The sequence below is a fragment of the Paenibacillus sp. sgz302164 genome (genome assembly GCF_056120505.1).
Window position 1 is genome coordinate 1 of sequence record NZ_JBVYOL010000047.1, and the last position, 23,549, is coordinate 23,549.

General features: G+C 55.1%; 19 protein-coding genes and 1 riboswitch. Of the genes, 13 read left to right on the forward strand and 6 right to left on the reverse strand.

Features of this window, described 5'->3' with window-relative positions:
- From AC0LWT_RS37355 to AC0LWT_RS37375, 5 genes are all read left to right on the forward strand, one after another.
- Nucleotides 1-4,270 (forward strand): S-layer homology domain-containing protein (locus AC0LWT_RS37355; RefSeq protein ID WP_474686908.1); only part of this gene is annotated, 4,270 nt, incomplete at its 5' end.
- 206 nt (nucleotides 4,271-4,476) lie between these two features.
- On the forward strand, nucleotides 4,477-4,935 hold the full coding sequence (locus AC0LWT_RS37360; protein ID WP_474686909.1) for a GNAT family N-acetyltransferase: 459 nt from the start codon (nucleotides 4,477-4,479) through the stop codon (nucleotides 4,933-4,935).
- Nucleotides 4,936-4,954: 19 nt separating this feature from the next.
- Nucleotides 4,955-5,473, forward strand: a complete 519-nt coding sequence (locus AC0LWT_RS37365) for a phage tail protein (protein WP_474686910.1) — start codon at nucleotides 4,955-4,957, stop codon at nucleotides 5,471-5,473.
- A 26-nt stretch (nucleotides 5,474-5,499) separates the two neighbouring features.
- Nucleotides 5,500-5,997: a phage tail protein gene (locus tag AC0LWT_RS37370; protein ID WP_474686911.1), complete on the forward strand. Its 498-nt coding sequence runs from the start codon at nucleotides 5,500-5,502 to the stop codon at nucleotides 5,995-5,997.
- A 22-nt stretch (nucleotides 5,998-6,019) separates the two neighbouring features.
- Nucleotides 6,020-6,544 (forward strand): phage tail protein, encoded by a 525-nt coding sequence (locus tag AC0LWT_RS37375; protein ID WP_474686913.1) that lies wholly within the window; start codon nucleotides 6,020-6,022, stop codon nucleotides 6,542-6,544.
- Between the two features lie 63 nt (nucleotides 6,545-6,607).
- Here AC0LWT_RS37375 and AC0LWT_RS37380 read toward each other — a convergent pair whose 3' ends face one another.
- Complete coding sequence (locus AC0LWT_RS37380; protein ID WP_474686915.1) at nucleotides 6,608-7,462, reverse strand: AraC family transcriptional regulator; 855 nt, start codon at nucleotides 7,460-7,462, stop codon at nucleotides 6,608-6,610.
- Nucleotides 7,463-7,627: 165 nt separating this feature from the next.
- Here AC0LWT_RS37380 and AC0LWT_RS37385 point away from each other — a divergent pair, with 165 nt between their 5' ends.
- Together AC0LWT_RS37385 and AC0LWT_RS37390 are read left to right on the forward strand one after the other, a co-directional pair.
- Nucleotides 7,628-9,112, forward strand: coding sequence for a tagaturonate epimerase family protein (locus AC0LWT_RS37385; protein ID WP_474686917.1), 1,485 nt, complete (start codon nucleotides 7,628-7,630; stop codon nucleotides 9,110-9,112).
- 125 nt (nucleotides 9,113-9,237) lie between these two features.
- Nucleotides 9,238-9,669, forward strand: a complete 432-nt coding sequence (locus AC0LWT_RS37390) for a hypothetical protein (RefSeq protein ID WP_474686918.1) — start codon at nucleotides 9,238-9,240, stop codon at nucleotides 9,667-9,669.
- 644 nt (nucleotides 9,670-10,313) lie between these two features.
- Here AC0LWT_RS37390 and AC0LWT_RS37395 read toward each other — a convergent pair.
- Both AC0LWT_RS37395 and AC0LWT_RS37400 read right to left on the reverse strand, forming a co-directional pair.
- Nucleotides 10,314-10,460, reverse strand: coding sequence for a helix-turn-helix domain-containing protein (locus tag AC0LWT_RS37395; protein WP_474686919.1), 147 nt, complete (start codon nucleotides 10,458-10,460; stop codon nucleotides 10,314-10,316).
- A 24-nt stretch (nucleotides 10,461-10,484) separates the two neighbouring features.
- Nucleotides 10,485-11,381 (reverse strand): AraC family transcriptional regulator, encoded by an 897-nt coding sequence (locus tag AC0LWT_RS37400; protein WP_474686954.1) that lies wholly within the window; start codon nucleotides 11,379-11,381, stop codon nucleotides 10,485-10,487.
- Nucleotides 11,382-11,701: 320 nt separating this feature from the next.
- On the opposite strand from AC0LWT_RS37400, the gene AC0LWT_RS37405 reads away from it, so the two are divergent.
- Nucleotides 11,702-13,819 (forward strand): glycoside hydrolase family 52 protein, encoded by a 2,118-nt coding sequence (locus AC0LWT_RS37405; protein WP_474686920.1) that lies wholly within the window; start codon nucleotides 11,702-11,704, stop codon nucleotides 13,817-13,819.
- 1,058 nt (nucleotides 13,820-14,877) lie between these two features.
- Here AC0LWT_RS37405 and AC0LWT_RS37410 read toward each other — a convergent pair.
- A complete protein-coding gene (locus AC0LWT_RS37410; protein ID WP_474686922.1) occupies nucleotides 14,878-15,180 on the reverse strand; it encodes a hypothetical protein in 303 nt (100 codons plus the stop codon).
- A 216-nt stretch (nucleotides 15,181-15,396) separates the two neighbouring features.
- Complete coding sequence (locus tag AC0LWT_RS37415) at nucleotides 15,397-15,690, reverse strand: DUF3055 domain-containing protein (RefSeq protein ID WP_474686924.1); 294 nt, start codon at nucleotides 15,688-15,690, stop codon at nucleotides 15,397-15,399.
- A 204-nt stretch (nucleotides 15,691-15,894) separates the two neighbouring features.
- On the opposite strand from AC0LWT_RS37415, the gene AC0LWT_RS37420 reads away from it, so the two are divergent.
- The gene (locus AC0LWT_RS37420; protein ID WP_474686925.1) at nucleotides 15,895-16,923 is read left to right on the forward strand and encodes an HRDC domain-containing protein; all 1,029 of its coding nucleotides are present in this window, start codon (nucleotides 15,895-15,897) and stop codon (nucleotides 16,921-16,923) included.
- Nucleotides 16,924-17,285: 362 nt separating this feature from the next.
- Nucleotides 17,286-18,545: a tyrosine--tRNA ligase gene (gene tyrS, locus AC0LWT_RS37425; protein WP_474686927.1), complete on the forward strand. Its 1,260-nt coding sequence runs from the start codon at nucleotides 17,286-17,288 to the stop codon at nucleotides 18,543-18,545.
- Between the two features lie 88 nt (nucleotides 18,546-18,633).
- Here tyrS and corA read toward each other — a convergent pair whose 3' ends face one another.
- Nucleotides 18,634-19,569 (reverse strand): magnesium/cobalt transporter CorA, encoded by a 936-nt coding sequence (gene corA / locus AC0LWT_RS37430; RefSeq protein ID WP_474686928.1) that lies wholly within the window; start codon nucleotides 19,567-19,569, stop codon nucleotides 18,634-18,636.
- A 393-nt stretch (nucleotides 19,570-19,962) separates the two neighbouring features.
- A riboswitch (SAM riboswitch) is annotated at nucleotides 19,963-20,089 on the forward strand.
- 94 nt (nucleotides 20,090-20,183) lie between these two features.
- Here corA and metA point away from each other — a divergent pair.
- The 3 genes from metA to AC0LWT_RS37445 are packed head-to-tail and all read left to right on the forward strand — an operon-like array spanning nucleotide 20,184 to nucleotide 23,460.
- Nucleotides 20,184-21,122 carry a homoserine O-acetyltransferase MetA gene (gene metA / locus AC0LWT_RS37435; protein WP_474686929.1) on the forward strand — a complete coding sequence of 313 codons (939 nt, stop codon included), beginning with the start codon at nucleotides 20,184-20,186 and terminating at the stop codon, nucleotides 21,120-21,122.
- Nucleotides 21,122-22,291: an aminotransferase class I/II-fold pyridoxal phosphate-dependent enzyme gene (locus tag AC0LWT_RS37440; RefSeq protein WP_474686931.1), complete on the forward strand. Its 1,170-nt coding sequence runs from the start codon at nucleotides 21,122-21,124 to the stop codon at nucleotides 22,289-22,291. The genes metA and AC0LWT_RS37440 overlap by 1 nt, the downstream gene beginning before the upstream one ends.
- Nucleotides 22,288-23,460, forward strand: a complete 1,173-nt coding sequence (locus AC0LWT_RS37445) for a trans-sulfuration enzyme family protein (protein WP_474686933.1) — start codon at nucleotides 22,288-22,290, stop codon at nucleotides 23,458-23,460. The genes AC0LWT_RS37440 and AC0LWT_RS37445 overlap by 4 nt, the downstream gene beginning before the upstream one ends.
- Nucleotides 23,461-23,549: the final 89 nt, after the last annotated feature.

Sequence of the window (23,549 nt, forward strand, 5' to 3'; positions counted from 1 at the left end):
GGCTGGCGTGACACTGAACGGCGGCACGGTCAAAGACGCTGCAGGCAACGCTGCGGTCGCTGCGCTGAACGGTGTCGGCAGCACGAGCGCAGTGCTGGTGGACGCCGTGGCGCCGACGGTAAGCAGCGTGAATGTGCCAGCGAACGGGACGTACAAAGCGGGAGCAAATCTGGATTTCACCGTCAACTATAGTGAAAATGTAACGGTGAATACGGCAGGCGGCACGCCGTACCTGCCTGTGACGGTCGGTTCGACGACGGTGCAAGCGTCGTACGTGTCAGGTTCTGGAACGAACGCGCTGTTGTTCCGGTACGCGGTACTCAGCGGCGATGCGGATGCCGACGGCATAGCGGTCGGCAGTGCGATAGCCGCCAACGGCGGCACGGTCAAAGACGCTGCAGGCAACGATGCGGTTGCTGCGCTGAACAGCGTCGGCAGCACGAGCGCGGTGCTGGTGGACGCGGTGGCGCCGACGGTAAGCAGCGTGAATGTGCCAGCGAACGGGACGTACAAAGCGGGAGCAAATCTGGATTTCACCGTTAACTACAGTGAAAATGTAACGGTGAATACGGCAGGCGGCACGCCATATCTGCCCGTGACAATCGGTTCGACGACAGTGCAAGCGTCGTACGTGTCAGGCTCTGGAACGAATGCGCTGTTGTTCCGGTACGCGGTACTCAGCGGCGATGCGGATGCCGACGGCATAGCGGTCGGCAGCGCGATAGCCGCCAACGGCGGCACGGTCAAAGACGCTGCAGGCAACGATGCGGTTGCTGCGCTGAACAGCGTCGGCAGCACGAACGCGGTGCTGGTGGATGCGGTGGCGCCGACGGTAAGCAGCGTGAATGTGCCAGCGAACGGGACGTACAAAGCGGGAGCGAATCTGGATTTCACCGTTAACTACAGTGAAAATGTAACGGTGAATACGGCAGGCGGCACGCCATATCTGCCCGTGACAATCGGTTCGACGACAGTGCAAGCGTCGTACGTGTCAGGCTCTGGAACGAATGCGCTGTTGTTCCGGTACGCGGTACTCAGCGGCGATGCGGATGCCGACGGCATAGCGGTCGGCAGCGCGATAGCCGCCAACGGCGGCACGGTCAAAGACGCTGCAGGCAACGATGCGGTTGCTGCGCTGAACAGCGTCGGCAGCACGAACGCGGTGCTGGTGGATGCGGTGGCGCCGACGGTAAGCAGCGTGAATGTGCCAGCGAACGGGACGTACAAAGCGGGAGCGAATCTGGATTTCACCGTTAACTACAGTGAAAATGTAACGGTGAATACGGCAGGCGGCACGCCATATCTGCCCGTGACAATCGGTTCGACGACAGTGCAAGCGTCGTACGTGTCAGGCTCAGGAACGAACGCGCTGTTGTTCCGGTACGCGGTACTCAGCGGCGATGCGGATGCCGACGGCATAGCGGTCGGCAGTGCGATAGCCGCCAACGGCGGCACGGTCAAAGACGCTGCAGGCAACGATGCGGTTGCTGCGCTGAACAGCGTCGGCAGCACGAATGCGGTGCTGGTAGATACGATTGCGCCGACGGTGAGCTCGGTCAGCGTGCCTGCGAACGGCACATACAGTGCCGGCGCGAATCTCGATTTTACGGTGAATTACAGCGAGCCGGTTGTGCTGAATACTTCAGGAGGGACCCCCTCCATTCAATTGCAGGTGGGCTCCTCGTTGGTTGAAGCCGTGTATGCCGAATCCGTGACGCCAAGTCAGCTGAAATTCCGCTATACGGTCCGCATGCAGGACCAGGACGAAGACGGGATCGGTGTCGCATCCGCTTCCCTGACATTAAACGGAGCGATAATCGCCGACAGGGCAGGCAATGCCGCCGATACTGCGTTAAACAATATCGGAGCGCTTCAAAATGTGCTTGTAAGCAATCATCTTTCCATAACGCTTAGCGATACCGGCTGGACCAATCAAAACGTAACCGCCACAGTCGCCAGCGACCCGGGCAATCAAATCGAATACAAGCTCGGAACCGATGGAGTGTGGAGCAGCTACACCTCTCCTGTCATCGTTTCGCAGGAAGGGCTGACTGTTTTTTTCGCCAGAGCTATCGACCCGTCCAATCATGCGAGCGAACCTGTTTCGGCGGAAATACGAATCGACAAAACGGCGCCGACGCTTGTTTTGAACGGCGACGCTGACATCACGATTGTTGAAGGGGAGGCTTATACGGAGCTTGGAGCGCAAGTTCAGGATGAGCACCCGGCGTCGGCTTTAGCCACAGTGACCGGCTTCGTTGATGTCAATCACGCCGGCACTTATGTGCTGCGCTATAATGCGCTCGATCTTGCGGGCAATCCGGCTCAGGAAATTTTGCGCACCGTTCAAGTGATTTCGAAACCTGCGGGCTTGCGATTCAACCAGACTTCTTACTCGGTAGCCGAGGGCGGCGAGATTCCGTTTCAGGTTATCATGAAATATTCCGACAATCATGAAGTCGACGTTACGGCTCAGGCTGCTTATCAGGCCGCCGATGCGCAAATCGCCGATTTGTCCGTACCGGGCATCATCAAAGCGCTGGCTTCCGGCCAAACTGTCATTAAGGCGGTTTACAGCGGGCAAACGGCTCAGAGCGCAGTGACGGTAACGCCCGTTGTCATCAGCCTGGCCTTCGAGGAGCCGACCTATCAAATCAAGGTTGGCCAAGATCTCCAGACAAACGTTTTGGCTCAGTATTCCAACAATTCGCAAACGGATGTAACCTTTCTTGCAGGCTACGCGTTGACGGGCGACAGCGCGGTCGTGTCGGCATCAGGCAGCGTTACGGGCAAAAGCCCCGGTACCTCCGTGCTGGAGGCTACCTACGGCGGCATACATGCAAAGACTCAAATCGTTGTGCTCAATTCATCCGGCGATTCCGGCGGGAGCAGTTCTTCGTCCGGCGGCTCGAGCGGAAGCAGCTCTCCATCTAACGTCCGGCAGGTGAAGGTTCTGGTCGAAGCTGCGGGCGGCTCGCAGACAGTCGAGCTAGTCGATATTGTACGGGAAGAGGCCGGCGGGAAGAAAGTCGATTCGCTTCTCTTGAGCGACGGTAAAATCGAACAATCCGTTTCCAGCGCGCTTCGGGCGAATCAGGATACGGTGATAGTCAAGATAGACGACCTTGCGGACGATCCTGCGGATGTCGTCAAGGTTATGCTGCCTGCGAAGGCGATCCCGATTTTATCGGACAAATCGGTCAATCTCGAGATTCGCACCGATCATGCAACCTTGTATCTTTCCAAGGATACTCTTAAGACTTTGGCAGGCAGCCAGGATTACTACTTCAACATTGTGCCTATCCGGAAGCAGGAAGAGCAGCAGGCTGTAAAAGGGAGAACAATTACCGCCGATGTGGTGCGGCAAGCTATCAAGTCGGGCGAGGTGCGCATGGTAGGCATGCCGATGACGATTGAAACGAACCTGCAGAAAGTGCCCGTTCAATTGACGTTCCCACTTGATCCAAGCGTGATTCCCGGCGATGCGGCGCAAAAAAAGCTGTTTTTGTCAACGCTCGGTGTTTATATTGAACACTCCGACGGAGAAAAGGTATTGCAGCGCGGCCAACTTGTATACGGTACCCAAGGCAGCCTTGCAGGCATTAAAATCGATGTCAACAAATTCAGCACGTTTACGATTGTATCCGCGAGCAGCGAAACTGTGCGCCATGAGGCTTATATCAACGGTTATCCGGACGGTACGTTCAGGCCCGGGCAGGCCGTGACCAGAGCGGAGATGAGCGCTATACTGTCCCGATTAACTGCGGCGGGAACAAAGTCGGACGCTGCGTCCCGGACCTTTACGGATGTAGATAAAGGGCATTGGGCGACAGATGCGATACGCCGCGGACAGGAAGCGGGTCTGTTGACCGGTTATCCGGACGGAAGCTTCAAGCCTGACGCTTCCATCACGCGCGCCGAAATGGCAGCGATTATCGTAAAATGGATGAAGCTGGATCCGTCTGCGGCGAAGCCAGCTTTCCGCGACGCCGAAGAGCACTGGGCCGCAGCCCAAATTGCCGCTGTCTCCGGGCAGGGATACATGACAGGGTATGCCGGCGGCTCGTTCCGGCCGGACCAGGCGTTGACGCGGGCGGAGGCTGTCGTCATCATCAACCGCATCCTCAAGCGCGGGCCGTTGACGGGAGTTTCCATTCCGTCCTGGTCTGATGTACAGCCGTCATTCTGGGCGTTTGCGGACATCGAGGAAGCATCCCGGACGCATGATGCCAGTCGTAAGTCCGATCAAAGCGAGACATTGATCCCCTGATCGATGTCATAAGGTAACCCGCTTTGCAGGATGAACACACCGGATAATAAGCGGTTTTGCCCAAATCCGTTCCTCTCTTATAAAGAGGAGCGGATTTTTTGTTTTTGCGAATATATACAATAATTGACAAAAAGATCTTTTGCTATCTATAGTAGAATAGTACTTTAGTTTCAGATCATTCCTGATACTGACTAATTGGAGGTGCTATGCTGCTGCTAGAAACAGCTCTGCCCCAGGACGACAGCTTTTTGTTCGAAGTTTATGCGGAAACGAGGCATAGCGAGATGGAAGCTTGGGGATGGCCGCCCGGAGAAAGAGAAGCTTTTTTGCGTATGCAGTTCGAGCTTCAGACAAAATCCTATGCTATGCAGTACCCGGGTGCCGTCACTCAGATCATCGTGCACGAGGGTGTGAGGATCGGGCGGATGATTGTGTCCAGGCAATCCTCTGTCGCCCTTGTCGATTTGTCCCTGCTGGCGCCTTACCGCAACCGGGGGCTGGGGAGCGCGGTGATCGCGCGTTTGCAGCAGGAGGCCGCCGCATCCGGCCGACCGGTCACGCTGCATGTGCTCGGGGATAATCCGGCCAAGCGTTTGTACGAAAGACTCGGATTCAAGGTCACCGGAGAATCATTTCCTTACGTTGCAATGGCATGGCAGCTATAAAGAGAGAGGAGCATTTTACATGAGCGATCAATATTTGGGGGAAATTCGTATGTTCTCCGGCAATTATCCTCCCATCGGCTGGGCGCTGTGCAACGGGCAGCTGCTGTCTATCAACGACAACGAAGCTTTGTATAGTTTAATTGGAACCACTTACGGGGGAGACGGGCGGGCGAACTTCGCTCTGCCGGACCTGCAGGGGAGAATCCCTGTGCACACGGGCCAGAACCCGGCAACAGGCACTTTTTACCCGCTTGGGCAAAAGACCGGCGTGGAAAAAGTAACCTTAACGCTAAACCAACTGCCTGCTCACACGCATAATGCGAATAGCTCCAGTATTGAAGGGACGTTGGCCAGCCCGGCTAATGCATTTTGGGCCAAGAGCACCAAAAATCAATATTCCAACGCGGCTCCCGATACGACGATGAATGGCTTGGCAATCGGAATAGCTGGAGGCAATCAGTCACATGACAACATGATGCCTTTCTCTACCCTTACTTTTATCATTGCGTTACAAGGCATTTATCCTACTCAAAATTAATTTGAAAAAGGCGGGGAGGATCATTCATGGCAGAACCTTTTGTAGGGGAAATTCGGTTGTTTCCTACTAATTTTGCCCCTAGGGGATGGTTACAGTGCAACGGACAGCTGCTGCAGGTTATCCACAATCAGGCGCTGTTTGCGGTGATCGGAAATACATATGGCGGCGACGGGCGCACCACGTTTGCCGTTCCAAATTTGCAAGGACGTACTCCGGTTCACGTATCGGCGGGCACTCCGTTCGGTCAAGCCGGCGGGGAGGAAGCGCACCCTTTAACTATCAATGAAATGCCTCAGCACACACATCTGGCGACAGGAGGATCGGGTGCGCTCTCGGCAGCCCCTTCGGACAATACCTGGGGAACATCGGCCAGCGTAAAACCCTATGAGACGACGGCGAATGCCGCGATGGCTCCCAACGCGTTGGCTAATGCCGGAGGCAGTCAGGCGCACGTGAATATGCAGCCCTATACAGTGTTAAATTTCTGTATAGCTGTAGAAGGGTTATTCCCGCCTAGAAGTTAAATGTGGAGAAAGGGATGAGCATATGGATCCATACGTTGGAGAAATTCGGTTGTTTGCAGGCAATTATGCCCCGGTCGGCTGGGCGCTGTGCAACGGTCAAATCATGCAGGTTCAGGTAAACCCTGTTTTATTTTCTATAATCGGAAACGTTTACGGCGGAGACGGCAGAACGACGTTCGCTCTGCCCGATCTTAGAGGACGGGCACCCATGCACTGGGGCGGCGGCGCAGGGCTTACGCCGCGGAAGTACAACGAAAAGGGCGGAGAGGCGACGGTGACTTTGTTGTACGATCAAATGCCCGTTCATAATCATTTGGCTAATGCGCAGACAGTATCGGATCAAATGACGGCAGAGGGGGCCATTTGGTCCAATGCGGGCGCGTCCGGACGCGGCGGGTTCCAATTTTATTCCGACATATTAGATACGACGATGAACCCGCAGGCGATTACCCCTATGGGGGGCAGTCAGCCGCATAACAACATGCAGCCGTTCGCGGTCATGAACTTCATCATCGCGTTGGAGGGAGTCTACCCTCCCAAGCAATAAGACACAGGTAATGGGGATGGCCGCATTCTGCGGCTTATCCGGCGTACAGCGGCGACTTTCCGGCTACTTGTCCAACTCTTTGCGGGAGGACTGGCGGTAGCGGAGAGGCGTCGTTTTCGATATCTGCCGAAAAACACGCCCGAACTGCACAAGCGATCCGAACCCTACCTGCTCGGCGATCGTAATGACTTTGTCCTGGCTTCCGGCGAGCAGGCGCTGGGCTTCCTGGACCCGCACGAAATTGACGTATTCGATCAGCGCGAAGCCGGTAATTTCCTTGAACATCCGGCTCAAATAAGCCGGGCTGATTTCAAACCGCTCCGCCAGCTCTTCCAGCCGGATCGGCTCGGCAAAGCGGGTATTGATGTAGCGGACGATCGTCGATATTTTGCGGTGCAGCGGGCTGAGATGCTCCGGCGCCTGGACGGGATGCAGGCGGACGAACCGCGCCGTGAACAGCAGCAGCTCGATGAGGCGGTGCCGCAGGGAAAAAGCTTGGCCGAGCAGCGGCTCCTTGGCTTCCTGCACCATTTTGCCAAGAATGTCCTCCACGGTGCGCCGTTCCGTAGGGTCCAGGCGCAGCACCGGGGTCCCGTAAGTAAAAGCATCGAGCAAAAAGGGAGCTTCCGTGATGGACCCGCCGAGGAACGGCTCGCTGAAGTTCATCACGACCCGCTTGTGGCCGAGCTTGTCCGAATCCGCGGTAGCGTGCAGCTCGCGCCGGTTAATCAGGACCAGGTCCCCGGGCAAAATCAAATAAGCGCGATCGCGGATAAAATACATCCGCTCGCCTTCATACAAATAATACAGCTCGAAAACCTCGTGCATATGCTGGGTTCTTTCGAACGAACCGGACCGTTGAATGTGCTGAATGTAAAAAGGCCCTTCTTCATTGCCGTAGGTAACTGTGCGGGTCATATCGTTTTCCTCCTTGGATGAGGGCTGCCCGTCGTTATTATATCATGAATGAAAGTAAAAATATGAATAGTTTTCAGGAAAAATCGGAATAGATGATGAGAAATATTGCTTAAATTGCGATATGATCGGATTATCATAATGGAGCAATCAAGGAGGATTCTAAATATGAACCAACTTATTGAAGCAGTGAAATCCGGCAGTATTTCCTCATTTGTTTCGCAAGCTGTGAAAGCGTATCCGCAATCTTTGGCGCAGTATGGCAATACGGCTTTAGTGATGGTGAAGACGGAAGCGGGCAAACGGATCGTGGTGACCGGAGACGGCGAGCTGTACGATCAGCTGGACGGAGAAATCGCGGACGGCGGTAAAGTATGCCCTCTCACGCATGCGAACAGGCTGACGCTGAACAAATTTTTGCCTTATACGGCGCCGCAAGCTTTCGGCACTAAGGTAGCGACGATGGGACTCGGCGACCGCCTGGGCATCGCCAGCCCCGGACACATTCAAACGCTGCGCGGAAAGGACATTCGTCCCGTACTCGCTCAGCAAAGCATCCGCGAGCTGAACTTGACGGGCCGCACTTATGAGGACGTGCTGGACGCCGCTTGCTATGCCGTATTCCAGGAAGGCTACCGGGACGGCTTCGGCGCGGACGGCGATCATCTGAAGAAGGAAGAGGACATCGAATACGCGCTGCGGCTCGGTTTTACGATGCTGACGCTGGACTGCTCGGAGAACATCGATAATACGATCGACTCCTTGACCGAAGCGGAAGTGGCGGCCCAATACGAGCAGCTTCCCGCCGATGTGCGCAGCCGCTATGAAGCGCGTTATTTGCAGCAGGCGCCGTCCGTTCAAGGAGCGAGCCTGACGTTTACGCCGCAAACGCTGAAAAAAGACGTGCTGATTTACAGCGCAGCCGTCGATTTTATGGAAGCGATTTTCCGCAAGTACATCGCAACGCTGGACCGTGAGGTCGATTTTGAAATCTCCATCGACGAAACGATGACGCCGACTTCGCCGGAGGCCCATTATTTGGTAGCCAATGAGCTGCACGAGCGCGGCGTAACGATTTTCAGCATGGCGCCGCGCTTCTGCGGGGAGTTCCAAAAAGGCATCGATTACATCGGAGATATCGCCCAGTTCGAACAGGAGCTTGCCAGCCACGTGGCGATTGCCAATCATTTTGGCTTCAAGCTGAGCATCCACTCGGGCAGCGACAAGTTCAGCGTGTTCCCGCTGATCGGGCAGTACACCAAGGGGCTGTTCCATTTGAAAACGGCAGGCACCAACTGGCTTGAAGCCGTTCGCGTCGTAGCCAAGGCGAATCCGTCCCTGTACCGCCGCATGCACCAATATGCGCTGGAGCATTTTGAAGAAGCGACCGTTTATTATCATGTGACGACGGACATCGCCGCTATCGCGCCGCTGGATCAAACGAACGACGCGGATCTGCCGGAGTATATGAACGAAAACAATGCGCGCCAACTGCTGCACATTACGTACGGCCTGCTGCTGCAGGCGAAAAATGCTGACGGCAGCAAGCAGTTCGCCGACGAGTTTTTCCGCACGCTCTCCGAGCAGGAGGAAGCATTTGCGGAAGGGCTGCAAAAGCACATCGGCAAGCACCTGGAGCTGCTGGGCAAATAGTTTGCGGGGGCGGCTGGGCCCCTTAAAACGCCTTAACACCACTTTTGTCGTGGTGTTGAGGCGTTTTTTGGCTTGCGCGGGAGGTGTGCTCGAAGCAACTGCCGCCCAAGCCGGTGCGGTCGCTTGTGAAGCGCGGCTTGGCCGGCCGCAAAGCCTGTGAAACCCGCAAAACCCGCAAAACCCGTAAAACCCGTAAAACCCGTAAAACCCGTAAAACCCGTAAAACCCGTAAAACCCGTAAAACCCGTAAAACCCGTAAAACCCGTAAAACCCGCAAAACCTGCGAAAGTGCAGGCATTTTCCGCGAAAGCAGTCCGTTTGGCGGAAAAGCCTGCGATTGTACAGGAATTCCGGATGCAAACGGGTCTGAGCGCATGTATGCGCTGGAAAACCTGCGCATTTGCAGGAATGTTTCGTTGGCAAGCGTCTCAACGAGCAAAAAGCTGCACTTTTGCAGGCTATTATTGAAAAACCCCAACGTTAGAGGAGATAGCTATAATCTGCCTGGCTGGCTGTACGAAAAAAAACTGCAAAAATACATGAATTTGCGTCCTTGATCGCTGTCCACGAACAATTCCTGCAAAAGTGCAGGCTTTTCAGCGGGGACATGGGCTCAGATTCACTTTCAGTGGAAATTCCTGCAAAAGTGCAGGCTTTTCGCCAAAATAAGCCGATTCCAGAGGAAAAACCTGCACTTTTGCAGGTTTTCTCCCTGGCAAGCTGCTTCCAGCCCAGTTGTGCGGTTTCACAACCTGCACCGGGAGATGCGCGCGCCCAGAAAAAGCGGCTGTCCTCCAAATAGCCACACTCGTTCCTCTAGCCCTCGCAGAGTGTTGCGACCTGCTCGGGCAGCCTGACTATTGCAGGCTTTCTACGCATTGCCAAGCAGATGCGCTGCCTCTAGCGTTCGCTTATCCGACAGTCTTATGGCGTCGGTACAATCAGGGGCGGCGTCTCCCTTGGCTTGTAGAAGCGAAAGCCGATGCAGTGCCGGCTGGGGCCGATGCAGTGCCGGCGAGGCCAATGCAGTGCCGGCTGGGGCCGATGCAGTGCCGGCGAGGCCAATGCAGTGCCGGCTGGGGCCGATGCAGTGCCGGCGGGGGCCAATGCAGTGCCGGCGAGGGCCGATGCAGTGCGGGCGAGGCCGATGCAGCGCCACCAAAGGCCGTTGCATCACCGCCAAAGGCCGCCTCTCCGCCATTCAATAGGACAGATGCCTGTATGCGCTTGGTGACATGCCTGTCCATCTTTTGAATTGCTTGCTGAATTGGGACAAATCTTTGTAGCCGAGCTGCTCGGCGATTTGTTCGATGGAAANATGCAGCGCCACCAAAGGCCGTTGCATCACCGCCAAAGGCCGCCTCTCCGCCATTCAATAGGACAGATGCCTGTATGCGCTTGGTGACATGCCTGTCCATCTTTTGAATTGCTTGCTGAATTGGGACAAATCTTTGTAGCCGAGCTGCTCGGCGATTTGTTCGATGGAAAGCGCCGGGTCCATGAGAAGAAGCTTGGCGTTGCGCAGCTTGATCATGCTCAAATATTGGCGCGGGGAAATGCCGTATGCTCTATGGAAAACGCGGTTGCAGTACGTCGGGCTGTAGCCGAGCTGCTCGGCGATTTGCTCGATCCGCAGGGCCACGACATCGCCCGCATCCGCGCCGCCGTTTTGCGCCCAGGCTTGCTCGATGCTGACCGCCAGCTGTTCGGCGAGCTCCGTCGTTCCCGCTTTGCCCGCCGCCCTCTGCTCCGTTTGCAGCAGCAGCTCGCTCAGCGCGCCGAACAAGCGAAAAGAAGCATGCAGCGTCAGCAGCTTCAGGTTGGCGGCAGAGGCGTCTTCTTCTTTGGCCGCGTCCGTCACATCGTTCAGGATGGGGCGCAGCGCAATTTCCAGCGCAGAACCCGCCGGGTACAGCCCTTCGTTCAACTGGTTCAGCTGGGCCCGGAACCAGGGATCGTCCACTTCAAAATGAAGGCATACGTACTCCATCGTATTTCCGTCCGCAGCACCCAGGCTGGCATGTTTCCGGTTCGGTAAAATCCAAAGCAAATCCCCCTTGGCCTGCCTATAGTCCTTACCCTCCACGCGCATATGCTGAGAACCTTCCAACACGATATTAATTTCGTAAAGGGCATGCTTATGCTCCGGGAAAGACCACTGTGCGCTCACTTTGCGGCGGTGGGCGGCAAACAGGCGAAACGACATGTGCAAATCAGGCAGCGTAGTGCCGCTTACGCTATGTTCAAGCCCGGCGGGGAGATGTTCCATGCGCAATGATGCTCGCTCCTTTTACGCGGATATTATTTCCTTATTATAGCATGAGCGTCGAAGCGGACGCCTCACCCGGGGCAACGTGCGCCCTCCCGGGGCGTCGACCGACCGCCGGCATGCAGCGCAACACCGCGCGCAGGGAGCTGCGCACGCAGAGTGTGTCTCACCCGGTGCGAGTTTGTGGCGCCGCAAGGCTGGCCCCCGATACGGACGCCCCGGGTGAGGCGTTTTTTGCACAAATCGAGTGCAGGTTTGCCCATGGGCTAGCCGGAAAGGTGGACGTATGATAAAAGCATAAGCAGAAAGGAGCATCTGTTATGCCAGCCAATTCATTTTTCAATACACATCATTCTCCGGTCGGGGCGTTCGCCAGCTTTACGCTAGGTTTTCCGGGCAAAAGCGGGGGCTTTGATCTGGAGCAAGGGCGGCCTCCGGGCCAAAATATTTATATCGGCCTTGAGTCCGTTCAAGGCGGTACCTATGAGGCTTTTCCTTTTTTCGAAGCCGTCGGGGACGAGAGCGCGCGTTATGATATCGAGAATCCGGACCCGAATCCGAACAAGCCGAAAGTGGTTTTTCCTTTTCCGAGGCAATCTGTCTCCAGACAATTCCGCGTCAGCACAGATTCGTGGCGGGCGGGAGACTTGGAGTTCCGGCTCATTTCGCCCGTGAAATCCGTCCCGGATCCAAGCGTGGCGGCGGATGAAGCGCTACGCCTGGCGCTGGTGCCGGCCATTCTGGCCGAGATTACTGTCGATAATACGCGGGGAGCGGCGCCGAGAAGAGCTTTTTTCGGTTACCAGGGCACTGATCCGTACAGCTCCATGCGCAGGCTTGACGATACTTGCGATGGCATTGCCGGCGTCGGCCAGGGCCGCAATACGGCGATCGTGTCACGGGATGCGGGTGTGCGCTCGGGACTTCATTTCAGCATTGAGGATATTTTGACCGTTCATCCCGCCGAAAATCTGACCTTCGGTTTAGGTACCGTCGGGGCGCTGTTCATGGATACGCCTGCCGGCGAAAAGCGGACGTACCGCTTCGCGCTTTGCTTTCACCGCTCGGGCATCGTTACCGCAGGATATGACGCTTCCTACACATATGCACGTCTGTTCAAAAACATCGAAGCGGTCGCCGGTTACGCTTTGGATCATTTCGACGAGCTCGGCGCGCTGGCGGCGAAGGCCGATGAGCGCATCGAAGCCTCCCGGTTATCGGCCGATCAAAAATTTATGCTCGCGCACGCGATCCGCAGCTACTACGGCAGCACGCAGCTGCTCGACATGGACGACGAGCCGTTTTGGATCGTCAACGAAGGCGAATATCGCATGATGAACACGTTCGATCTGACCGTCGATCAACTGTTCTACGAGTTGCAACTCAATCCGTGGACAGTCAAAAACGAGCTCGACATGTTCTCCAAACGCTACAGCTACGAAGACCGTGTCCGTTTTCCCGGCGAATCGGCGGAATATCCCGGCGGCATCAGCTTTACCCACGATATGGGCGTGGCCAACACGCTTTCCAGACCCGGCTATTCCTCGTACGAATTGTATGGCTTGACCGGCTGCTTTTCGCACATGACGCATGAGCAGCTTGTAAACTGGATCTTGTGCGGGGCTGTGTACGTCGAGCAAACGGGGGACAGGGAGTGGCTGCAGCAAAACCTGGCTCTCTTCGAACAGTGTCTGCAAAGCATGCTGAACCGGGATAACCCGAACCCCGAGCTGCGCAACGGCATCATGGCGCTGGACAGCACGCGCACGATGGGCGGGGCCGAAATTACGACGTACGACAGCCTCGACGTATCGCTTGGACAGGCGCGCAACAACATTTATATGGCTGGAAAATGCTGGGCGTCCTATGTGGCGATGGAGCGTATTTTCCGGCAAAACGGCCGCGAAGACCTTGCCGAAACCGCAAGCGGGCAAGCGCTCAAATGCGTGCAGACACTGGTCGGTTTTGTCAACGAGAAAGGCTACATTCCGGCAGTCGTCGGGGAAGGCAACGATTCGAAAATTATACCAGCCATCGAAGGGCTGGTGTTCCCTTATTTCACCGGCTGCCGCGAGGCGTTGGACGAAAGCGGGCGCTACGGCTTTTACATCAAGGCGCTCAAAAAGCATCTCGAGACGGTATTGGTCCCGGACATCTGCTTGTTCCCTGACGGAGGATGGAAGCTTTCGTCCACGAGCAACAATTCTTGGCTGAGCAAAATTTATTTGTGCCAATTCGTCGCCCGGCAAATTCTCGACCTCCCATGGGAGGAACAGGGCGCTGCCGCGGACGCCGCCCATACGGCCTGGCTCACGCATCCGGAGCTGTCAATATGGAGCTGGAGCGATCAAATTATTTCCGGAGAAATAACGGGCAGCAAATATTATCCGCGCGGTGTAACTGCGATTTTGTGGCTGCAGGAAGACCGGTACGCATAAACCTAAAAAAACCAGCCGGACTCTTAGCGAAAGAGTTTCGGCTGGTTTTTTACTGCTCGCAGCTCCCGGCATGCGGTGTTGCGCTGTATGACGGCGGTCGGTCGAGCACATCATATATTGATTTTGCGGTTTTCGGCAAGCTGGACTAACTGAAACAAGATCGGGTTCGCCGAACATCGGCGGGCCGTCGTCATGAGAGGGGGATTAGCACAATCCCCTGCCGACATCAAGGACATTATTGGACCGCCGCACAAAGACGGTAGTGCTAACGCTGGTAAAACGGCTTGCCCCTTAGCAAACGTGCGCCTCTCCCGGGGGCATTTGCTGCGCTGCACAGCGGGAAGTCATAGGCGGCTTGGCTGGGGGCCAGGGGAGAAAACCTGCAAAAACTCCCAAGACGTCATAGATAGAAATTACCACAAAATGAAAATAATTCAGGCCTCAGACTGCCCAGAAACCCATACGCCAGAGCCTGTCGCACCATCTGCCAGACTGGCGCGAAGAAAACCTGCAAAAACTCCCAAGACGTCATTGACGGGACACCCCACAAAATGAAAATAATTCAGATCTACAGACTGCCCAGAAACCAACGTCAGAGCCGATCGCACAATCTGTCAGACTGGCACTAAAAAACCTGCAAAAACTCCCAAGACGTCATCAACGGGACACCCCACAAAATGAAAATAATTCAGGCCTCAGACTGCCCAGAAACCCATACGCCAGAGCCTTTTGCACCATCTGCCAGACTGGCGCGAAGAAAACCTGCAAAAATACATCTTTTAGCTCGTTGCTACGCTGGACGCAAACAAATTCCTGCAATTGTGCAGGCTTTTCGCCGAGAGCATAGGCTCAGATTCATTTTCATCGCAAATTCCTGCACTTTCGCAGGTTTTTTGCCCAAATGAACCATTTTCGCAGAAAAAGCCTGCACTTTTGCAGGCTTTTTCTCTGCCGGCCGCCAACGTCCCGCCCCTCAGCTACGCAATCTGCGTTGGAGAGGCGCAGGAAAAGTTCGGCTGGCGCCGCCTCTGGTTCCCCTGACAGGGGGATTTTGTTCATCATTCGTCTGCGGCCTCATCATGCGTCTCATGGTCGCCCGGATAGTTCCGCTGCATCCCTTCGTGCAGTTCGCGGTTTTCGTACGAAAACGGGCTGGGCGAGCGCTGGTCCTCCCGCCAAGGCGTGCTCTTGCCGAGCGATTCCAGAGGCAGGCTGGTGCCATAAGGGCCCTCGGGAAATTCCTCGGCGGCAAGGTCGTTGCGCTGCGACTCCACCGTCGCCAGATCGGCCGACTCGCGGCAGCTTTCTTGAATGAAGCCGTCCGGCTGCTTGTCGGTTTGCTCGCTGAAATCTTTGCTCATGGAAAAAGCCTCCTGTGTCTCGGACCTAAGAGCCGGCGGGCGAGTTGTTTTTTGAATAGCGACCGCCTAAATGCTTGCCGCTCACGCTCACGTCGCATAAATCCGCCTTTTCGCATACCACCGCACGCAGCTCCCAGCTGTATGCCTTCCACTAGGTGCGCCAGCCGGTCTCCTAAGTCGCTGTGTATGCTTTTTCCAGTTTTCCCAGCGCGCTTGTTAAATATCCGTAAAATGAATCGAGCCTATCACTTCCGATAAAAACGATCGCAGCTCTTCGGCCTCTTCCTCGCTGATTTTATAAGCGTATTCCAGGTAGCCTTCCTCGGCCAGATCGTCCGGACCGATGACGGCGCTGCGCCCGGTTTGCAGGTCGATCACCATCTTTTTACCGTAGTAGCGGGTCGTCGTCATAATCGCAAGATCGAAGCGGTGCAGCGTCTCGCCGACAAAACAAACAAACCGGGTCGTCGTTTCTTCCTTGTGGTCGTATAAAAAATCAAATTCAGACATAATGCCCTCCATCTGCTTGGCGTAGTATTCTGATTATACCTGAAAATACAGGTTAGCAAAACTTATCTTGCAACCGGACGGCGAACATGGTATGATTTGGATATTCAGAAAAGAGGAAGCACCTCTCTTACGCCAGGTGGCGCAGGAGAGGTGCTTTTTGTTTTTTCCGAACTACAAACTATAGGGATAGTCAGGAGGAGTGCAATGAACGTCGTATTTTTGAACACATTGGAGAAGGAAGCGGGGGATCATAGCGTCAGATCGGCGCAAGTTTCAATCAGAGAGGACCAGGGCATATGGAGCGTGCTTTGGCACGATAGGGACGAGCAGGGCGAAAAGGTGCAGGAGCTATGGTACGAGGGGATCAGCTGGGACGAGATGCTGACGGCTTTTCGCCAGGGGCTGCGGGACAAAATCCGCCAAGGCTTTCGCCCCTTGATCCGCGGGGATTGGGAATCGGGCCAGAGCCTGTCCGGCAAAGCCCGGATGACGCAGATGCTCGCCTACTACTGCGAGACCAATCCGCAAGAGGAGACCTACGAGAGCTTGCGGGTATGGAGAAGAGAGCAGGCTTCGCGCGAAGGCAAGGCGCCTTACATTTTGGCGACGAACCGCGTTCTGCGCATGATCTCTGTTTTTCGCCCGCAGACTGCGGACGAGCTGCTGCAAATTCCCGGCTTCGGCGGGCAAAAGGCGGCGATGTACGGCGCCGATGTGCTGAAGCTGACCGCCGGGCTGCCGCGGGAAACCGGCTTTCCGCTCGACTGGGTCGCGAAGGCGGTAGACCCCGGCCGGTTCGAAGCCTGGCTGACCGCGCAAAAAGAGCAAAAGCTGCGCGATGAGCTCGACCGGGAAGCGAACAAGCGCCGGCTGCTGGAAATCGTCGCGTCGGGCGGCTCACTGGCCGATCTGCAAGAGGGATTGCCGCTGCAGCGCCGGGACCTGCTGCTATGGATCGAAGATCTGGACCGGGAGGGCTACGATATGGAGCCGCTCATCGAAGCGGAACTGACTGTGATCCCGGAGGAAGATCAGATTAAGGCGTGGAACGCTTTTGAGACGGAAGGCCACCGTTACCTGAAGCCCATCCTCCAACGCATCGCCTCCGCCGAGGAGCTGAAAGGCAAGGAGCTGGACCGCGCATACGAATGGCTGCGCCTGCTGCGTCTGCGTTTCCGCAGGGAAAAGGAGAGCGCGACCCGAACAGCCGGAAATTTAGGTTTGACAGGCTAAATAGAATATGCTTTAATGGGTTCTAATCTTCATAAAGCGAAAGCGATGACGGACATGGGGCGAATCCCCGAGTAAGATTCATGTTGACTGCTGCAGAGAGTCGGTGGCTGGTGCAAGCCGATGCGTGCATGAAATCCGAATTACAGTCCCGAGTTGGTAAAGGGAACGTGCCAAACCGGCATCAGTAGCTTGTACCCGGCAGTCAAATGCCGTTATTGAATCGAAGTGAAAGAGGAAATGTGCGCCGGCGTGTTGGCGGGCATGTTTCCCTTTAATTAGGGTGGTACCGCGAGACAACCTTCTCGTCCCTTTGTGGACGTTGGAGGTTGTCTTTTTTATTTTTATAAACGGGAGGAATTCGTATGAATACAACAGATCGCCTTACTGAGGCTCAGCAGCGGGAAGTGGACCGCCAGCTGCGTGCAATCCGCCGCGGTGTCGCGGAAATCGTTCCGGAAGAAGCGCTGCGCAGTAAAATTGCGCATGCGGTTGTTACCGGCCGGCCGCTTAAAGTCAAGCTCGGTCTCGACCCGTCTGCGCCGGATATTCACATCGGGCATACGGTTGTCCTGCAAAAGCTGCGGCAGTTTCAGGATTTGGGCCACGAAGTCCAATTGATTATCGGTGATTTTACGGGAAAAATCGGCGATCCGACCGGCAAATCGGAGACGCGGAAGCAGCTTACGGACGAGGATGTCAAGCGGAATGCGCTGACGTACCAGCAGCAGCTGTACAAAATTCTCGATCCGCAAAAGACCGAGTTTTATTACAACTCCTCCTGGCTGGGCGAGCTGAAGTTCGAGGAAGTTTTGAAGCTGGCCGGCAAAGTGACCGTGGCGCGCATGCTGGAACGCGATGATTTTGCCAAGCGTTACGCGAACAATCAGCCGATTCATATTCATGAATTTTTTTACCCGCTGATGCAGGGGTACGATTCGGTGTCTTTGCAAAGCGACATCGAGCTGGGGGGCACGGATCAAACGTTCAATATCCTGATGGGCAGAACGCTGCAGGGGGCGTATGAGGTTAAAGACGGCCAGGTGGCGATTCTGATGCCTCTTCTGGAAGGCTTGGACGGCGTGCAAAAAATGAGCAAAAGCCTCGGCAATTATATCGGAATCGATGAGCCGGCGAACGAAATTTTCGGTAAAACGATGTCTGTACCCGACAGCCTGATGCTGAAATACTACGAGCTTACGACGTCAATCTCCGACGGGGAACTGGATGAGCTGCGGCAGGGCTTGCAATCGGGAGCGGTGCATCCCAGAGACGCCAAGGTCAGGCTGGCCAAAGAATACGTGCGTACGTACCACGGGGAACAAGCTGCGGAAGAGGCGGAGCGCCATTTCGTCACCGTGTTTCAAAAGCGGGCGCTGCCCGAGCATGTCGAGGAGGTGCTTTTGCCGGCGAGCGAGCTTGAAGCGGGAACCGTTTCGGTTGTTAAACTTCTCGTCGCCTTGAAGCTGCAAACGTCCAACGGGGAAGCAAGACGCAGCATCGAGCAGGGAGCCGTCAAAATCAACGAGCACAAAGTGTCCGATGTTCATGCGAACATCGCGCCGCAGGACGGCGATATCGTTCAAGTAGGCAAACGAAAATTCGCGAAAATCAAAATCGGCTGATCCGCGCAAAAAAGAACCTCCAGGCGCCGCGTCGGCGGATTGGAGGTTCAATTGTTGCGGTGTGCCGGACCAACGAGCCCAGCAGCGCTTACAGCCAGTCTTTTTTGCGGAACAGCACATACATGCCGACGCCAAGCGCTGCCATGAACGCGAGAATAATTTCGCCGCCGTACGGGATGTGCAGCCCGGGCATGCTTTCGAAGTTCATCCCGAACACGCCGGTAATGAACGTGAGCGGCATGAAGATCGTGGTCAGCGCGGTAAACACGCGCATGATTTCATTCGCCCGGTTCGCTACGCTGGACTGGTAAGCTTCTCGCAAGTTGCCCATCAGATCGCGGAGCGTATCGAACGTATCTACGATTTTTACGGCATTTTCGTAAATATCGCCGAAATATTTTTGCAGCTGATGGTCAATCAGCCTGAGATCTTTTTTATTCAGCGTACCGATCACGTCGCGTTGAGGGACCAGCACCTTTTTCAGCCACAAAATTTCCGAGCGAAGTCCGATAATTTCATTCAAATGCGACTTCTTGGTTGCCATGAGAATGTCTTCTTCCAGCTTTTCAATCTTGGCCTCGATACGATCGCCGACAGCGACGTAATTATCGACGACAAGATCGACCAGATGATAGAGGAAACGGTCGGCGCCGTTCACTTCTTCTTCCCAAAGAAACGGCTTCAAGGCGCGGAGTTCGTTGATCTTTTGCTTGGTGACGGTAATAATGACATGTTTGCCGAGGAAAATATTAAGCGCGCGCAGAAAAATTTCTTCGTCGTCAAACCGGATGCTGTTAATAACGATAAAATAGTACGAGTCATAAAATTCAATCTTGGGACGCTGTTCTTCCTCGCTTAAGCAGTCCTCCACGGCCAAATCGTGCAGATGAAACAAAGGTTGTAAAATCTCCAGATCTTCCACACCTGCATCTATCCAATAAAAGCCGCTCTCCGGAGGTGTTAGCGCGACGGTCACATCCTCAATCAAAGTAAATACGCCGTCTTGTACCCATCGTGTTTTCATCTGATTCCACCCCTTCGAATGGAAGCAGCCGTGCCAAAGCAGACTCCGTATGGTTAAGAGGCTACGGTTGAACGAAGCACCGGCTGCATTCCTGCCATATGAAATTGTGTATATTCCGTGCAGCTTCTACTCCTCGGGTCTCCGTCCACGCGTACTCCCCCCTTTGTCGGTTCTTGTTCGAATACTTGTCTAGTATAACCCTTCATTATGGGCGTTTCAAGCCAAAAAGTTCGATTTTTCATATGCCTTTCGGCTTCTAGAATAATGTATGGATCAAGGGCTTGTCGGGTGTTGGACATTGCCAATTTTGCCGGTTTTAACAAGTCCATGCAAACAGAATCCTTGACATAAGCGAAAATTATAGTATGATTAAAGACAACTGAATAGTTGCTTTTCTTATCAAGAGTAGGTGGAGGGACTGGCCCGATGATACCCGGCAACCGACAAACCTTTGTTTTCAAAGGGATGCACGGTGCTAATTCTTGCGGAACGCGGATACGCGAATTCTGAGAGATGAGAGAGGACATTGACAATGAACTTGTATGGCCTTTCTCGTCGCGGAGAAGGCCATTTTTATTTTCACCATGCAGATGTTAAAAAAAGGAGTGAACAGTATGCCGATCAAGATTCCCGACAACCTGCCGGCCAAAGAAATTTTAAACCAAGAGAACATTTTCACCATGGACGAAACCGTGGCGTACCACCAGGACATACGCCCGCTGAAAATTGCCTTGCTTAATTTGATGCCAATGAAAGAAACGACCGAAACGCAGCTGCTGCGTTTGATCGGCAACACGCCCCTTCAGGTGGAATTTGTGCTGCTGCACCCCAAAACGCACACCTCCAAAAATACGTCCGTCGAGCATCTGGAGCAATTTTACAAAACGTTTGACGACATCAAGGACGAAAAGCTCGACGGCATGATCATTACCGGAGCGCCGGTCGAGCAGATGGACTTCGAAGAAGTCAATTACTGGGAAGAACTGACGCAGATTATGGATTGGAGCAAAGAGAACGTCACTTCGACACTATATATATGCTGGGCTGCGCAGGCAGGGCTTTACTACTATTACGGCGTTCCCAAGTACTCCCTGGAAAACAAATTGTTCGGCGTATTCCCGCATACGATCGGGGTGCCGAATACGAAGCTGCTGCGCGGCTTTGACGAAGTGTTCTACGCGCCGCAATCCCGCCATACCGAATTTCGCAAAGAGGATGCCGAGCGATGTCCGGAGCTGGAAATTTTGTCCTCGTCCGAAGAGGCGGGCGTGTACATTACCGCGACGAAAGACGGGAAGCACATTTTCGTAACCGGCCATTCGGAGTATGACGCTTGCACGCTCAAATGGGAATACGACCGCGATGTGAGCAAAGGTTTGGACATTGCCATTCCGCGCAATTACTACCCGAACGACGATCCGGCCAGACAGCCTTACAATACGTGGAGAGCGCATGCGAACCTGCTTTTCTCCAATTGGCTGAACTATTACGTTTACCAGCAAACGCCATATGACTTGAATGTCGTAAAATCAGAAAGGCAGGTACAGGTTTAATGAAAATCGAAAGTCGTCTTGCTCAAATCGGTTCACAAAACGAGCCCGCAACCGGAGCGGTCAGCTTCCCGGTCTATCAAGCTACCGCGTTCCGCCATCCGAAGCTCGGACAAAGCACTGGTTTTGACTACGCGCGTACCAAAAGCCCGACCCGCAAAGTGCTCGAAGACGCGATCGCCGAACTGGAATCCGGTGACGCAGGCTTTGCCTGCTCATCGGGCATGGCTGCGCTGCAAACGATCTTCGCCTACTTCAGCCAGGGTGATCATCTGATCGTATCGCTGGATCTGTACGGCGGAACGTACCGCTTGCTGGAAAAGATCATGAGCCGCTTCGGCGTGACGGCCAGCTACGTGGATACGAATGATTTGGACGGTTTGGAAGCCGCTTGCCGGCCGAATACGAAAGGCATTGTGATCGAGACGCCTACCAATCCGCTGATGATGATTACCGATATTGAGCTTGTATGTACCTGGGCCCGTAAAAAGGGCATCGTGTCTATCGTCGACAACACGCTTTTGACGCCATTTCTGCAGCGGCCGATCGAGCTTGGCGCGGACATTGTCATTCACAGCGCGACGAAGTACCTGGGCGGTCACAACGACGTGCTCGCCGGACTGATCGTCACGAAAGGCAAAGAGCTTTCCGAGCAGATGGCTTTTCTGCACAACTCCATCGGCGCGGTGCTCGGCCCGCAGGACAGCTGGCTGCTCATGCGAGGCATGAAGACGCTCGCGCTGCGCATGGAGCGCCATGAGTTCAATGCGACGGCGATCGCCAAGTTCCTGCAGGAACATCCGCTCGTCGATGAAGTGTTCTACCCGGCGTTTGAGTCCCATCCGGGCTACGCGATCCAAAACAGGCAGTCGAGCGGCAACACCGGCATCTTCTCCTTTAAAGTGAAGGACGCACGCCTGATCGAGCCGGTTTTGCGCCACATCCGGCTGATCGCCTTCGCGGAAAGCCTTGGCGGCGTCGAATCGCTGATGACGTACCCGGCCGTGCAAACCCATGCGGATATTCCGCTGGAAATCCGCCAGCAAGTAGGCGTCGACGACCGCCTGCTGCGGTTCTCCGTGGGCATCGAGCACGTCGATGACCTGATTGCCGACCTGGCGCGCGCGCTGGACCTTGCGCAAGCGGAGCTGGAGGGAGGCGCCGCCCGATGAGCGCTCACGATAAAGAAAACCGCAAGCCGCACGGCAAATTTGCGACCCGGTTGATCCATTTCGGCGCGGAAATCGACGAAACGACAGGGGCGTCCAGCGTGCCGCTGTACCAGGCATCGACTTTTCATCAGGCGGATCTCGAAGTTTCGCCGGAGTATGACTATACGCGTTCCGGCAACCCGACCCGCCAAGCTTTGGAAGATTACATCGCGCTTCTGGAAGGCGGTGTACGCGGCTTTGCGTTCGCTTCCGGCATGGCGGCGATTTCATCGGCTTTCATGCTGCTGTCCAGCGGCGATCACGTCATCTGTACGGAGGACGTGTACGGCGGCACTTACCGTCTGCTGACGACGATTATGAATCGCATGGGCGTCGAATCGACGTTCGTCGATATGACCGATATGGATCAGGTGCGGGCCGCGCTGCGTCCGAACACCAAAGCCGTGTTCATCGAAACGCCGTCCAATCCGACGCTCAAAATTACCGACTTCGGCGAAGTCGCCGCGTGGTCCAAAGAGCACGGACTTCTGACTATGCTCGACAACACGTTCATGACTCCATACCACCAGCGCCCTATAGAGCTGGGCATTGACATCGTGCTGCACAGTGCGACGAAATTTCTCGGCGGTCACAGCGATGTCTTGGCCGGATTGGCCGTCGTGGCGAATGACAGCCTGGGGGGCAGGATGAAGCAGATCCAGAACGGCATGGGCAACGTGCTCGGCATTCAGGATTCCTGGCTGCTTATTCGCGGAATGAAGACGCTGCAGGCGCGTATGGAAGCATCCGAGAAAAGCGCGCGCAGACTTGCCGAATGGCTGTCCGAGCAGTCGGATATCGATTTTGTGTACTACCCCGGGCTGCCGAACCATCCGCGGAGAGACATTCACGAGAAGCAGTCCTCCGGCTATGGCGCTGTCGTTTCTTTTGACGTAGGCTCCGGTGAAAAAGCGAAGAAATTGCTTAGCAAAGTCCGGATTCCGCTCGTTGCGGTGAGCTTGGGCGCCGTAGAAAGCATCCTCTCTTATCCGGCTATGATGTCCCACGCTGCCATGCCCAAAGAAGTGCGGCTGCAGCGCGGCATCACCGACGGTCTCATCCGCTACTCCGTAGGGCTTGAAGATATCGAGGACATAATTGCGGATCTGGAGCAGGCGCTCCGGGACTAGGTGCATATGCAGCAACGCGAAGTGTACACGGCGCGTTGCTGTTTGGTTTTTTTTGGACGGACTCCCGTCTGTAAGTTTTAGGTATTGGC